A 13,612-nucleotide genomic window follows, 5' to 3' on the forward strand; every position below is an offset into this window, starting at 1 on the left:
ATAACGCTATGATTCTAGATTCTAAGATTCCCGAAGGGCCATTGGCCGAAAAATGGGACAAGCATAAATTCAATGTGAAGCTGGTAAACCCGGCTAACAAACGTAAATACGATGTGATTGTGGTAGGAACCGGTCTGGCCGGAGCTTCCGCCGCTGCTACCTTGGGCGAGCTGGGCTATAACGTGAAAGCGTTCTGCTACCAGGACAGCCCGCGCCGCGCGCACTCCATTGCCGCGCAAGGTGGTATCAACGCCGCTAAAAACTACCAGAACGACGGGGACAGCGTGCACCGTTTGTTCTATGACACCATTAAAGGCGGTGACTACCGCGCCCGTGAGGCCAACGTGTACCGCCTGGCCCAGGTGAGTGTGAACATCATTGACCAGTGCGTGGCCCAAGGTGTTCCCTTTGCCCGTGAGTACGGCGGATTGCTGGCTAACCGCTCCTTTGGGGGTGCGCAGGTAAGCCGGACGTTCTACGCCCGCGGCCAAACAGGTCAGCAGTTGTTGCTGGGCGCGTACTCTGCCTTGAACCGTCAGATTGCCTACGGAAAGGTGAAGATGTACCCACGCACCGAGATGCTGGACCTGGTAATGGTAGACGGCAAAGCGCGCGGTATTGTGACGCGTAACCTGGTAACGGGTGCTATTGAGTCGCACAGCGCGCATGCGGTAATCTTGGCTACCGGTGGTTACGGCAACGTGTTCTTCTTGTCTACCAACGCCATGGGTTCTAACACCACAGCCATCTGGAGAGCGCATAAGAAAGGTGCTTTGTTCGCCAACCCTTGCTTCACTCAGATTCACCCTACTTGTATTCCAGTTTCTGGTGGCCATCAGTCTAAACTGACGTTGATGTCTGAGTCCTTGAGAAATGACGGACGTGTTTGGGTGCCTAAGGCCGTAGGTGACAACCGCATTGCCAGCGAGATTCCTGAAGACGAGCGTGACTACTTCCTGGAGCGTAAATACCCATCCTTCGGTAACTTGGTACCACGTGACGTAGCCTCCCGCAACGCTAAATTGGCGTGCGACGAAGGACGCGGCGTAGGAACCACCAAACTAGCCGTGTACCTGGACTTTGCTGACGCCATCAAACGCGAAGGCCTGAATGCCATCAGCCAGAAGTACGGCAACTTGTTTGAGATGTACGAGAAGATCACTGGTGAGAACCCGTATGAACAACCAATGCGCATTTACCCAGCGGTGCACTACACCATGGGCGGCCTTTGGGTGGACTATAACTTGATGACCACCATCCCTGGCTTGTACGCCACGGGTGAGTGTAACTTCTCTGACCACGGCGCTAACCGCTTGGGAGCCTCAGCGTTGATGCAAGGTTTGGCAGACGGTTACTTTGTGATTCCTTATACCATTGGTGACTATTTAGCTCAGAACCCAACCACCCGTGTAGAGACCAGCCACCCTGCCTTTAAAGAAGCAGAGCAGGCCGTACGCGCCGACGTGGACCGCCTGTTGAGCATCAATGGCAGCCGCACGGTAGATGATTTCCATAAGGCCCTGGGTCTTTTGATGTGGGATTACTGCGGCATGGCCCGTAACGCCGAAGGTCTGCAGTACGCCAAGCAGGAAATCAGAAAACTGCGTGAGGATTTCTGGAAAGACGTGAAGATTCTGGGTACCAACGAAGAACTGAACGTGACTTTGGAGAAAGCTGGTCGTGTGGCTGACTTCTTGGAGCTAGGTGAACTGATGGTAGACGATGCCTTGAACCGCAACGAGTCTTGTGGTGGTCACTTCCGTGAGGAATACCAAACCCCAGAGAACGAAGCCCTGCGTGATGATGAGAACTACGCCTATGTGGCCGCTTGGGAATATTCTGGCCCTAACCAACAGCCAGTGTTGCACAAAGAGGACCTCAAGTTTGAGAACGTGAAACTCACGCAGCGTAGCTATAAATAATGAATAATTAAGAATGAATAATTAATAATTAGGTACTTATCCCTATTTGTTCCTTGTTCCATTCTTAATTTTTAATTCTTAATTATTAATTAAAAAAATAATGGCTGGTAATAATCCTAACAGCAAACCAATGAACCTGACGCTCAAAGTGTGGAGACAGAGAAACTCCCAGGCGGCCGGTAAATTGGAAACTTACCAAGTAAAAGATATTTCGCCTGAGATGTCTTTCCTGGAGATGATGGACGTGCTGAACGAAGACCTTCTTCGTGGCGGGGTAGACCCCATCGCATTTGACCATGATTGCCGTGAAGGTATCTGCGGAATGTGCAGTTTATACATCAACGGTCGTGCCCACGGCCCCGAAAGAGGAACCACCACGTGCCAGTTGCACATGCGCAAGTTCTCTGACGGTGACACCATCACCATTGAGCCTTGGCGCGCGGGACCCTTCCCTATCTTGAAGGACCTTTGCGTGGATCGTTCTGCCCTGGACAGAATCCAGCAGGCAGGTGGTTATGTGTCTATCAACACGGGTGGTGTGCCAGACGCAAATGAGATTCCAATCCCTAAGCTAATTGCAGACAAAGCGTTTGACGCGGCTACTTGTATTGGTTGCGGCGCTTGCGTAGCGGCCTGCAAGAACTCATCTGCCATGCTGTTCACCAGTGCCAAGATTTCTCAGCTGGCCTTGTTGCCACAAGGGAAAGTGGAGCGCAAGACGCGCGTGGAGAACATGGTGGCCCAGATGGACATTGAGGGCTTTGGCGCTTGTTCTAACATTGGCGCCTGCGCTGCAGAATGCCCGGTGGGTATCTCTCTGGAGAACATTGCCATGATGAACCGCGAGTACGTATCTGCCAAGTTCACGTCAGAGAACGTTTAAGCACCACTTATGCATCTTGGAAAAGGCGAAGCTGTCAAGGCTTCGCCTTTTTCGTTTTTAGGCTGTTTTCAGGAAAACAGCCTAAAAACGGCTTCTGCTCCTTTTTTTGAGCCGGCCAGAAAACAGTAACTTTGAGCTACTTCTTCGGTTATAGAGACTAAAGACACCTTCCATGATTCTCATCATTTCTGGCACCAACCGTCCTGACTCCCTTTCGCTTCAGATTTCGCAATTGTACCAAGGCTTACTCAAAAGCCGAGGGCAGGAATCTGAAATCTTGGACCTTCAGGACCTTCCTTTAGACTTTGCCTCCCCCGCTTTGTATAACCGTGAGCTTTACTCGCCAGAATTCCTTGCCTTACGGGCCCAGGTGGCCAACGCCCAGAAGATTGTGTTCATAGTACCTGAGTACAACTGCTCTTTCCCTGGGGTCTTAAAAGCGTTCATAGATGGGTTAGAGTATCCAGATGCCTTACGCCACAAAAAAGGTGCTTTGGTGGGCCTTTCTACTGGCAGCCAAGGCGGTGTTTTAGCCTTAAGCCATCTGACGGATATTTTGAATTACTGCGGTTTCCATGTCTTGGCGCAGAAGCCCAGATTACCGTATGTGCACAAGCATTTACAGGATGGGCAATTTACCAATGCGCTGTACTTACAATTAGTAGAAGAGCAGATAGACGCCTTGATCCCGTTTTAGTCAATTCTATAGTTATCACATCAGCCAAGAGCCAATTCGTTTTTAGGCTATTTTCCATAAAACAAGCCAAAAACGATTACCATTGTGCAAGGCCCACTTCACCAATCAACCTGATAAACAAACAGCCCAAAACCGTTTCCGATTTTGGGCTGTTTTTATGAAATCAAGCTAAAAACGCTTAGTCTACATTGTCATGCAGAAAGCGGTTGTCGCCTAGCAACTCATTGTCATCATTCAAGTTGAAACGTGAGATCTGCTGTTCTGTAGATGGGGTTACCACTTCTAGATTCACGTTTCTGCGCAGATAGGCTGGCACTTCTAACTTCTCTTTGATGGAGGCGTCAGAGTGAATGTCAGCGCTAAGGCCACGCAGGCGATTGATGCGCTCTGCGTTGCTACGGCTCACCTCTCTGGTTTCTCTTGCGGGTTCTGCCACTGGTGCATAAGCTGTCTCTTGAAACACCTCCTGGAACACTTCATTGGTAGTTAAGTCAATGACCGTTCTGATGTCGGCTACGGACTCAGGTCTACGCACGGGCTCTGTGGCAATCACCGTAGACGGTGAAGCCGTTGGGGCCACGCTATGAGTTGGAGCTACTACAGGTGCGGTAGGTTCAGAAACATAAGAAGGTACTACCTGAGGCTGAGATACCGCTACTGGCTCTGCCTCAAACGCTTTTTTTGGCTGTGGAAGGTTCTCGTGGTTACGGGCAAAACCGGTGGCGATCACGGTCACTCTAATGCTGGCTCCCAAAGAAGAGTCAATGCCATGACCGAAGATCACTTCAGAGTCATCGCCGGCTTTCTCCTGGATGTAGTCCGTAATCTCCGTTAATTCATCCATCTCCAATTCTGCCTGGTCACCAGACATGATGGAAAGGAGGATTTTCTGTGCACCATGGATGTCCGTGTTGTTTAACAACGGAGAAGAAAGTGATTCTTCGGCGGCACGCAGGGCTCTGTTCTCGCCTTCTGTAATGGCAGAACCCATCACGGCAGCACCAGAGTCTTTCATGACCGTCTTCACGTCTTCAAAGTCCACGTTCACCTCAGAAGTCACGGTAATGATCTCAGCGATAGACTTGGCGGCCGTGGTCAAGACGTTGTCTGCCTTGGCAAACGCTGCTCTGATGGGCAGGTTACCAAACATCTCACGTAGCTTGTCATTGAGGATTACCAGGACGGTGTCACAGTTCTCGCTCAATTCTTTGATACCATTGTCTGCGGCGGTGCGCTTTTTCTTGCCTTCAAAGGCAAACGGAGCGGTCACTATGCCCACCGTCAGGATGTCCATTTCCTTGGCCACCTTGGCAATGACCGGGGCGGCACCAGTACCAGTTCCACCACCCATACCTGCCGTGATGAACACCATTTTGGTATGAGCGCCTAACAATTCTCTAATCTCTTCCTTGCTTTCCAGGGCGGCCTGCTTGCCACGCTCAGGATTGGCTCCTGCTCCCAGACCCTCGGTCAGAGTGGTTCCAATCTGTAGCTTGTTGGGCACGCTACTACTTTTTAAAGCCTGTTCATCGGTATTGCACACCACAAACTCCACGTCTTTAATGCCTTGACTGAACATGTGGTTCACGGCATTACTTCCCCCTCCACCAACACCAATCACCTTAATGATTGATTTGGAGTGTGATGGCACATCAAACTTGTACGATGAAAAACTCATGTCTTACCCTCCTGAATTACGCGTTAATAATTTTGCTGCTTGTCATCAAAGTCATCGATCAACAAGCTTTTGGTGCGATCCACAATATTTTTAAAGAAGCCTACCCCACTGGAGGCCGTCTTTTGCTGCGCTGGTCTGGCCTCGTTCACCAATCGTGCCTCTGAGTGGTTGTTCATCTCTGAGTAACGGTTGGCGCGCTCATCCAAGGCCTGGTAACCGGCCAACACCAATCCAACGGTAGTCGCATACATCGGGCTCTTCACCGAATCAATCCTGCTCTTACCCAAATGCTCATTAGGATAACCTAAACGGGCATCAAGGCCAGTCAAATACTCTACCAGTTGTACCAGATTCTGCAATTGAGCACCGCCACCCGTGATGACAATACCCGCCGCCAATTGGTTGGCATACCCGCTTCTAACAATTTCGGAGTAAACGAGTTCAACAATCTCCTCCATTCTAGCTTCTATAATATAAGCAAGATTTTTCAGAGAAATTTCTTTAGGCGTTCTATCTCTCAAGCCTGGGATGGAAACTATCTCATTCTCAGAGGCTTCGTCCGCAATAGCCTTTCCAAAACGCACTTTCAGCTGCTCAGCCTGGTTCTGCATCACCATGCAACCCTGCTTGATGTCTGAGGTGATAATGTTGCCGCCAAACGGTAGCACCGCCGTGTGACGGATGATGTTGTCCTTGAAGATGGCCAGGTCGGTGGTACCGCCTCCAATGTCAATGAGGGCTACGCCGGCTTCGCGCTCTTCATCACTCAGCACAGACATGCAGGATGCCAGGGGCTCCAGGATCAATTGCTCAATCTCCAGGCCGGCGCGGTTTACGCACTTGTTGATGTTGTTGATGGCGTTTGACTGGGCCGTGATGATGTGGAAGTTGCCCTCCAGACGCACGCCAGACATACCCACAGGGTCCATGATGCCGTCCTCATAGTCCACTTTGTAATCTTGTGGCATTACATGGATGATCTCACTACCCGGGGGGGTCACCAGACGGTACATGTCATTGGTAAGACGGTTGATGTCTTCTACCGTGATCTCACTGTCAGTGGAGGTGCGGGTGATGCTCCCGTTGTGCTGCAGACTTTTGATGTGCTGCCCGGCAATGCCCACGTTCACTACCTTGATGTCAATACCAGATTGCTCCTCTGCCTGACGGATGGCTTTCTTGATGGCGTCTACGGTTTTGTCAATGTTGCTCACCATGCCGCGCACCACGCCCTCAGACACAGCTTTACCCATGCCTAGAATCTCCAGTTTGCCATACTCGTTTTTCCGACCCACTAAAGCGCAGATCTTGGTAGTCCCAATGTCTAAGCCTACAACTATTTTATCGTTGTTCTGCATATTGTTATCTATTCACAAATAATCTGATCCTTGTACTCCACGTTCAGGCGGCTGTATTTCTCCCACCCTACCACTGGCAACACCTCCTTGTAGAAGATGAACAGTTTCCTGAACTTCTCCTCCAGGTGCGTGGGCTTGCCAAACTCTATGCGCTGGTCGCCTACCTGCGTTAAAAAACTTACTTTGCCTTTGGCGTCTATGTCCATATGGGCCAACTGAGCGTCCCAGAAGGGGTCCTGCTCAATGAAGCGTAAAAGCTCCAGGTATGGCCTGCCCACTGAATCCTGAAAAAAGGAGTTGGCAAGGGTTGGTTTCACAGCAGAAGACGTCACAGGAATGACATGCGCCGTGTACAATGAAGACAGAGGTAGCACGTTTCCTTCTTCGTCCAGGTACACGTCACGCTCTGCGCTGAGTAACCGGGCAATAGGTCTGTTTTGCTTGACCAAGACGTTGATGTTACCGTCAAGGTCGTGATAAACCTCCGCTTCTCTTACAAATTTATGCGATTTAATTCGCAATTCAAGTCGCTTGAGGTCAATCTCCCCTTTTTTCATTCCCACTAGCGGCTGGTCTCCATTTCTGGTGATGAGCGCTAGAACTTCCGTTTCACTAAGAAAGTAATTGTTGTACTCATTATCAATTTTAATATTGACTTTTTTACATATTTTATCCTGTTGCCGGGACTTGGAAAATGCCGCCAAAAACAGGAAGCCGCTTAAACACAAAACGGCAAACAGGAGCGCTTTTACTTTTCTATTCCAGAACATGGGCTCTCTCCTCCAAAAGGTCTTTAATACCAGGCACTAAGGTGTCAATATCCCCTGCGCCCACCGTGGCCAACACCGCAAAATCCAAATCCTTTTCTAAGGCGGCTAAGACATCTTTTTTTTCTAAGATCCGTTTGACCGGTCCTTCTATTTTATCATAGATCAACTGGCTGGTTACACCCGGTATGGGGAGTTCCCGGGCCGGGTAAATATCCAGCAACCAAACCTCATCTGCCAGGCTCAAGCTCTCGGCAAAACCCTCCAGAAAATCACGTGTCCTGGTGAACAAATGCGGCTGGAAAATAACCCGCAGTTTCTGCTCTGGGTACAAGGCTCTTACAGATCTTAAGAACGCCTCAATCTCTCTGGGATGGTGGGCGTAATCATCTAGATACACCTTGCCGTTTTTGCCCCAAACTCGCTCAAAACGTCTTTTTACCCCGTTGTAGGCTTCAATTCCCTGTTGGATTTGACTTGGGCTTAACCCTACTAAAGAAACTGCCTGCGCAGCGGCCACGGCATTCTCCACGTTATGGAAACCAGGCACCTGCAAAGCCGTTTCTGGCAGTGCAAAGTTCCGACCTTTGGCAGAGAATTTCATACTTCCGTCGGCAATTTTTATGGGTCCAGCCGCAAGCTCTTCATGCTCAAGCCCATAAGTTATTACCTGCACTGTTGGGTGCACCGAAGTTTTTAAGCTTTGGTCTGCCGTATGGTTCAAAAGTAAGAACCCATTGGGTTTAATCTGGCTCACAAACTGCTTGAAAGACTCCACCAGCGCCTCCTTCTCCCCATAAATATCCAAATGGTCTGGGTCTGTGGACGTCACGATGGCAATGTCTGGATGCAGGGTCAGGAATGATCTATCAAACTCATCTGCCTCTACTACCGCCAAGGCCCATTCCTCCTGCGTGTGCGGCAACAACAAGTTAGAACCTAGGTTGGTAGAGATTCCGCCTAAGAACGCTGAGGTAGAGACATTGGCGTGCTGCAACAGGTGCGCCACCATGGAAGAAGTGGTTGTTTTACCGTGCGTACCCGCTACGGCAATCAGGTATTGGTCAGCCGTGAGCAGACCCAAGACCTGAGACCGTTTCATAATGGTATAGCCTTGCTCCTGAAAGTACTGTCTCTCTGAATGATTGGCAGGCACGGCGGGGGTCAAGACTACCAGCGTTTTTGCCTTGTTTTCCAGAAAAGAGGCCGAAATCAAGTTGATGTCATCGTCAAAGTGAATCTGAGCGCCTTCTTCTATCAATTTTTGGGTAAGGGGCGTCGGGGTACGGTCATAGCCAGCCACCTCAAAGCCTTTGGCCAGAAACCAGCGGGCAATGGCGCTCATGCCAATGCCTCCAATGCCCAGAAAATAGATATGACGGTATTGGCTCAGATTCATTTTACTAGTTTAAAAAGTTCCTGCACAATAGTTTCGGCGGCGAAGGGTTTGCCCAATTGGGCTATGTTTTGGCTTAATTGCTGTTGTTTTTCTGTGTCTTTGGCTAGGTTGAGTGCAATATCCCATAACGTCTGGGCCGCCTCTGCGTCTTTTACTAAGACAGCAGCATCTTTCTGTACTAGCGCCATCGCGTTTTTAGTCTGGTGGTCTTCGGCTACGTTAGGCGATGGCACCAGTATAGATGGTTTTTGCGCAAGGCACAGTTCAGAGATGGACAAGGCACCGGCTCTGGAAACAACTATGTCTGCCGCGGCATAGGCCAAGTCCATGCGCTTCAGGAAATCAAAAGCTTTGATCTGGTCCTGCGGCAATCCTTTCACGGCTTCTTCGGCGGTGCCATAATAGGCTTTGCCCGTCTGCCAGATGAGGTTGTAGCCTGCCTCCTGTATCTTATGCAAAGCCGCCTGCGTGCTCTGGTTCAAAGTCCTGGCTCCCAAGCTCCCTCCTATGACCAAAAAGGTTTTCCGCTCTGGATTTAACCCGAAGAAGCTCATCGCCTCGTCGCGTTTTCCTAGACTGTCCACAATGTCTCGGCGCACCGGATTGCCCGTCATTTCCAGCTTGCTGGCCGGAAAGAACTTGTACATGGTATCATAGGCCACACAGACCTTGTCTACTTTGTCAGCCAACAATTTATTGGTGATGCCCGCGTGCGAGTTCTGCTCCTGGATAAGCGTGGGAATGTGCTGTTTGGTAGCCGCATACAATGTCGGGCCGCTGGCGTAACCGCCTACGCCCACCACCGCGTCTGGCTTGAATTCTTTGATGATCTTACTTGCCTTGCGTAGGCTGGAAATCACCTTAAAAGGAAACGATAAGTTGTCCAGCGTCAAGCGGCGTTGCAAGCCACTGATCCATAGCCCAATAATCTTGTAACCGGACTCAGGCACGCGGGTCATCTCCATACGACCTTCAGCTCCTACAAATAGAATCTCAGCGCTGGGGTGCAGGCGTTTTATCTCGTTGGCAATGGCAATGGCCGGGTAGATGTGTCCGCCGGTTCCGCCACCACTGATGATGAATCTATACACTCTATCCGGCATGGCTCATGGCGTTTGGTTTGTTGGCTACCGGCGCGGCGGCCAACTTGGCCTCATACTCGCTTCGGCTTACAGACAAGATGATCCCAATAGAGATACCCGTGAAAATAAGAGACGTCCCGCCCATACTGAGCAAAGGCAAAGGCAAACCCGTAATAGGACCCAGCCCCACGGCCACGCCCATGTTTACCATGGCCTGTATGACCAGACTAAAACTAATCCCCGCTGATAACAGACCGCCGAACGCTCCCGAGCTGTTCGTGACGGCCACCATCCCTCGATAGAGAAAAGCCAGGTACAGGAAGAGCACCATGGCCCCTCCTATCATGCCATATTCTTCTATGATGATGGCGTAGATAAAGTCTGAGTACGGGTGCGGCAGAAAGTTACGCTGGTCAGAATTTCCCGGACCCTTCCCCAGTACACCGCCCGTGGCGATGGCAATGTAAGACTGCTCCAGCTGGAAGACCGTTTGCGTAGGGTCCATGAAGTTTTCTATGCGGCTGATGGCCGTCTGCATACGCTGGCCAATGGTCAAGGCAATGGTCCCGAAGATGGCGCCCACCACAATCATGATCATGATCTGCTTGAACGGCACGCGTCCAATGAACATCAGCAAAAGACACGTCATGAACAGCAACAAGCCCGTGGAGATGTTACTCATGGCGATCAAACCACAAATCAAACCACTCCACAAGACCAAGGGAATCAAGGTCTCTTTGTAGTTGTCAATGTTCATCTGGCGCTTGCTCAGCATGCTGGCCAGATAAGAAATCAAGGCCAGTTTGGCCAAATCTGAAGGCTGGAACGTCTGGTTGATGATGGGAATGGTCAGCCAGCGCGAGGCCTCGTTGATGTTGGAGCCTTTCAAATAGGTGTAAATCAGCAAGGGCACCGAGAAGACCAGCGCCAGCAAGCTCAGCTTGGCGTAATACTTGTAGTTTACCTTGTGGGCCAGCCACACAAAGGCCAGACCAAGTATGATAAGGCTGGAGTGCTTGAACAGATAGTACTCCGTGTTGCCACTCATTTTCTTGTAAGCCAGCGTACCCGTGGCCGAGTACACTACCGCAATGGAAATCAACGAAAAAGACAAGACGATGCCCCACAGGATGGGGTCCCCTTTCAAGTTGTCACGCAACCAATTCTTCACCTCTGTCATATCCCAGCGCTTTTCAATTTTTGCACCGCCTCGGCAAAAGCACGTCCGCGGTGTTCATAGTTGTTAAACAAGTCAAAACTGGCACAGGCCGGCGACAGTAGAACCACGTCACCTGCCTCGGCGAAGCCTTTTGCCATTCTGACTGCTTCGTTTACATCTTGGGTTTCTACCAGTTGTGGGCAGACCGGCGAGAAAGCGGTTACAATTTTAGCGTTGTCCACGCCCAAGGCCACGATGGCTTTTACTTTCTCTTTTACCAGCGGCAACAAGGTAGAATAGTCATTGCCTTTGTCTTTGCCGCCTACTACCCACACAATGGGTTGCTTAATGCCATCCAGGGCGTACCAAACGGCCTCCACGTTGGTGGCTTTGGAGTCATTAATGAATTTCACCCCGTCCACCTCGCCCACTGGTTGCATGCGATGTTCGGCATTCTGGAAAGTGCTTAGCCCTTCATCAATTTGCTCAGGGGTCAATCCTACTAGTAAGGCCGCACCTACTGCTGCCATGCTGTTGTATTGGTTGTGCTGGCCAATGAGCGGCGATTTGCTTGTGTCTACTTTTGCCGAGATTCCTGAAAAAGAGGCCAAAATCGACTGATCCTCATAGCGCAAGGCCAAGCCGTTTTCATTCTTCAATCCAAAAGGGACAGGCGTTCCTGACACTTCATGGTTGGCTTTGTATTCCTGAATAAGAGCATCATCTTGGTTGAACAGGAGGTACTCAGAGGCTGTCATGTTCTGAGCCAATCTAAACTTGGCCGCCGCATATTTCTCCATCTGGTACTCATAGCGGTCCAGGTGGTCTGGCGTGATGTTTAGCAGAATCCCGATGTGCGCTTTGAACTGGTACATATTGTCCAGTTGGAAACTGCTTAGCTCTACCACATAGTAATCGTAGCCGCCATTAAGTACTTTGCCCGCCAAGCTCTCGCCCACGTTACCCGCCAAGGCTACTTTCAAACCAGCGCTTTTCAAGAGGTGGTAAATCAGTAGTGTGGTAGTGGTTTTTCCATTGGTGCCCGTGATGCAAATGAACTTGCCATCCGTGTATCTACCAGCAAATTCTATTTCTGAGATAACAGGAATACCTTTCTCAAGCGCACCTTTTATTACCGGAGTTGTGTTTGGAATGCCCGGACTTTTGATGATTTCATGGGTGGCGTAAATTTTATCCAGCGTATGGTCGCCTTCCTCGAAGTCAATACCTGCCTTGGTCAACTCCGCTCGGTACTTCTCAGAGATGGCGCCTTTGTCAGACACAAACACGTCATAGCCCTTGGCCTGCGCCAACAAAGCGGCACCTACGCCGCTCTCTCCTGCTCCCAAAATGGCTATTCTCTTGTTCATGGTATTCTTTCGTTTTTGGCTTGTTTTCTGGAAAAGAGGCGAAAAACGCCTATCTCAATTTTAAAGTAGCTAGAGTCAGAATTGCAAGCATGATGCCCACGGTCCAGAAGCGCGATACAATCTTGGCTTCATGGTATCCTAACTTTTGGTAATGGTGGTGCAAGGGTGACATTTTGAAGATTCTGCGACCCTCACCGTACTTCTTCTTAGTGTATTTAAAGTAGCCCACCTGCAACATCACAGATAAGTTCTCAATCAGGAAGATGCCACACAGCACCGGAATCAATAGCTCTTTGCGAAGAATCAAGGCCAACACAGCTATGATTCCGCCAATGGAAAGTGAACCGGTATCGCCCATGAACACTTGCGCAGGATACGAATTGTACCACAAGAAACCCACGCAGGCGCCCACAAACGCGGTACAGAAAATTACCAGCTCACCGGTGTTAGGAATGAACATGATATTCAGATAATCTGCGAAAATGGCGTTACCAGACACCCAGGCAAACACAATCAAAGTAGTAGCTATGATAGCCGAAGTTCCTGCGGCCAGCCCGTCAATCCCGTCGGTGATGTTGGCGCCGTTAGACACTGCTGTGATGATGATAATCACCAGCGGGATGTATAGAAAACGGGCATACGATCCCAAAACTGGACTCGCGAAGCTGAAGAAATTATGATAATCCAGCTCATTGTTTTTAGCGAACGGGATGGTAGTAATCATCTGACGGACGTCTGTGTAGACAGAAGAAGCCTCTACTGCTGAGAGTCCATTGGCCGTTACATATTGGCGCACCACCACGTCATCTGAGAAGAAAAGCGTCAGACCTACAATCAAACCTAACCCGATTTGTCCCAGCACTTTGAATCTACCCGCCAAGCCTTCTTTGTTCTTCTTAAAGACCTTAATGTAGTCATCCAGAAACCCGATGGCACCCAACCAAATGGTGGACACAATCATAAGTAGGATGTACACATTGTCCAATCTGGCCAGCAAAAGCGTGGGTACCAGAATGGCCAATAGAATGATGAGACCGCCCATGGTAGGCGTGCCTCTCTTCTCTAACTGACCGGCCAAACCCAAATCCCGTATAGACTCGCCTACCTGCTTGCGGTGAAGCATTTTAATGAGCCTACCACCAAAAATCATGGCAATCAGGAGAGAGATAAGCGCCGCCAAGCCCGCTCTAAACGAGATATACCGGAAAACCCCGGCCCCGAAGAGGTCAAAGTGCTGGTCTAAGTAGTTAAAAAGGTAGTAGAGCATCTGGTTCTTTTAAGGAAAAGAAGCGCCTGT

Annotated in this window: 11 protein-coding genes; 3 read left to right on the forward strand and 8 right to left on the reverse strand. The window is 50.0% G+C overall.

Annotated features, from left to right (window positions below):
- The first annotated feature begins 8 nt into the window (after positions 1–8).
- The 3 genes from ABD880_RS06175 (at position 9) to ABD880_RS06185 (ending at position 3,502) form a co-directional block, all read left to right on the forward strand.
- Entirely contained in the window at positions 9–1,922 is a 1,914-nt protein-coding gene (locus tag ABD880_RS06175; protein WP_345163653.1) for a fumarate reductase/succinate dehydrogenase flavoprotein subunit, read from the forward strand.
- Positions 1,923–2,052: 130 nt separating this feature from the next.
- Positions 2,053–2,805 carry a succinate dehydrogenase/fumarate reductase iron-sulfur subunit gene (locus ABD880_RS06180; protein WP_066512325.1) on the forward strand — a complete coding sequence of 251 codons (753 nt, stop codon included), beginning with the start codon at positions 2,053–2,055 and terminating at the stop codon, positions 2,803–2,805.
- Between the two features lie 172 nt (positions 2,806–2,977).
- On the forward strand, positions 2,978–3,502 hold the full coding sequence (locus tag ABD880_RS06185) for an NADPH-dependent FMN reductase (protein WP_345163656.1): 525 nt from the start codon (positions 2,978–2,980) through the stop codon (positions 3,500–3,502).
- A 178-nt stretch (positions 3,503–3,680) separates the two neighbouring features.
- On the opposite strand, the gene ftsZ is transcribed toward ABD880_RS06185, so the two are convergent.
- The 8 genes from ftsZ to mraY all read right to left on the reverse strand — a co-directional run bounded on the left by ftsZ (position 3,681) and on the right by mraY (position 13,582).
- The gene (gene ftsZ, locus ABD880_RS06190; RefSeq protein WP_345163659.1) at positions 3,681–5,180 is read right to left on the reverse strand and encodes a cell division protein FtsZ; all 1,500 of its coding nucleotides are present in this window, start codon (positions 5,178–5,180) and stop codon (positions 3,681–3,683) included.
- A gap of 23 nt (positions 5,181–5,203) precedes the next feature.
- On the reverse strand, positions 5,204–6,538 hold the full coding sequence (ftsA, locus tag ABD880_RS06195) for a cell division protein FtsA (RefSeq protein WP_345163662.1): 1,335 nt from the start codon (positions 6,536–6,538) through the stop codon (positions 5,204–5,206).
- Between the two features lie 8 nt (positions 6,539–6,546).
- Complete coding sequence (locus tag ABD880_RS06200) at positions 6,547–7,095, reverse strand: cell division protein FtsQ/DivIB (protein WP_345163665.1); 549 nt, start codon at positions 7,093–7,095, stop codon at positions 6,547–6,549.
- Between the two features lie 199 nt (positions 7,096–7,294).
- Positions 7,295–8,704, reverse strand: a complete 1,410-nt coding sequence (murC, locus tag ABD880_RS06205; protein WP_345163667.1) for a UDP-N-acetylmuramate--L-alanine ligase — start codon at positions 8,702–8,704, stop codon at positions 7,295–7,297.
- Positions 8,701–9,807, reverse strand: a complete 1,107-nt coding sequence (murG, locus tag ABD880_RS06210) for an undecaprenyldiphospho-muramoylpentapeptide beta-N-acetylglucosaminyltransferase (protein ID WP_345163670.1) — start codon at positions 9,805–9,807, stop codon at positions 8,701–8,703. Before murG ends, murC begins: the two co-directional genes overlap by 4 nt.
- Positions 9,797–10,966 (reverse strand): FtsW/RodA/SpoVE family cell cycle protein, encoded by a 1,170-nt coding sequence (locus ABD880_RS06215; protein WP_345163673.1) that lies wholly within the window; start codon positions 10,964–10,966, stop codon positions 9,797–9,799. Before ABD880_RS06215 ends, murG begins: the two co-directional genes overlap by 11 nt.
- Positions 10,963–12,315 (reverse strand): UDP-N-acetylmuramoyl-L-alanine--D-glutamate ligase, encoded by a 1,353-nt coding sequence (gene murD / locus ABD880_RS06220; protein WP_345163675.1) that lies wholly within the window; start codon positions 12,313–12,315, stop codon positions 10,963–10,965. The genes ABD880_RS06215 and murD overlap by 4 nt, the downstream gene beginning before the upstream one ends.
- A 49-nt stretch (positions 12,316–12,364) precedes the next feature.
- Positions 12,365–13,582, reverse strand: a complete 1,218-nt coding sequence (gene mraY / locus ABD880_RS06225; protein WP_345163678.1) for a phospho-N-acetylmuramoyl-pentapeptide-transferase — start codon at positions 13,580–13,582, stop codon at positions 12,365–12,367.
- Between the last annotated feature and the right edge of the window lie 30 nt (positions 13,583–13,612).

Origin of the sequence: Nibribacter koreensis (genome assembly GCF_039541795.1) — a bacterium.
GTDB lineage: Bacteria > Bacteroidota > Bacteroidia > Cytophagales > Hymenobacteraceae > Nibribacter > Nibribacter koreensis.

Bases quoted from the DNA above. Each gene is read 5' to 3' on its own strand.
- ABD880_RS06175 (WP_345163653.1), top strand. From the start codon at position 9: ATGATTCTAGATTCTAAGATTCCCGAAGGGCCATTGGCCGAAAAATGG.
- ABD880_RS06180 (WP_066512325.1), top strand. From the start codon at position 2,053: ATGAACCTGACGCTCAAAGTGTGGAGACAGAGAAACTCCCAGGCGGCC.
- ABD880_RS06185 (WP_345163656.1), top strand. From the start codon at position 2,978: ATGATTCTCATCATTTCTGGCACCAACCGTCCTGACTCCCTTTCGCTT.
- ftsZ (WP_345163659.1), bottom strand. From the start codon at position 5,180: ATGAGTTTTTCATCGTACAAGTTTGATGTGCCATCACACTCCAAATCA.
- ftsA (WP_345163662.1), bottom strand. From the start codon at position 6,538: ATGCAGAACAACGATAAAATAGTTGTAGGCTTAGACATTGGGACTACC.
- ABD880_RS06200 (WP_345163665.1), bottom strand. From the start codon at position 7,095: ATGAAAAAAGGGGAGATTGACCTCAAGCGACTTGAATTGCGAATTAAA.
- murC (WP_345163667.1), bottom strand. From the start codon at position 8,704: ATGAATCTGAGCCAATACCGTCATATCTATTTTCTGGGCATTGGAGGC.
- murG (WP_345163670.1), bottom strand. From the start codon at position 9,807: ATGCCGGATAGAGTGTATAGATTCATCATCAGTGGTGGCGGAACCGGC.
- ABD880_RS06215 (WP_345163673.1), bottom strand. From the start codon at position 10,966: ATGACAGAGGTGAAGAATTGGTTGCGTGACAACTTGAAAGGGGACCCC.
- murD (WP_345163675.1), bottom strand. From the start codon at position 12,315: ATGAACAAGAGAATAGCCATTTTGGGAGCAGGAGAGAGCGGCGTAGGT.
- mraY (WP_345163678.1), bottom strand. From the start codon at position 13,582: ATGCTCTACTACCTTTTTAACTACTTAGACCAGCACTTTGACCTCTTC.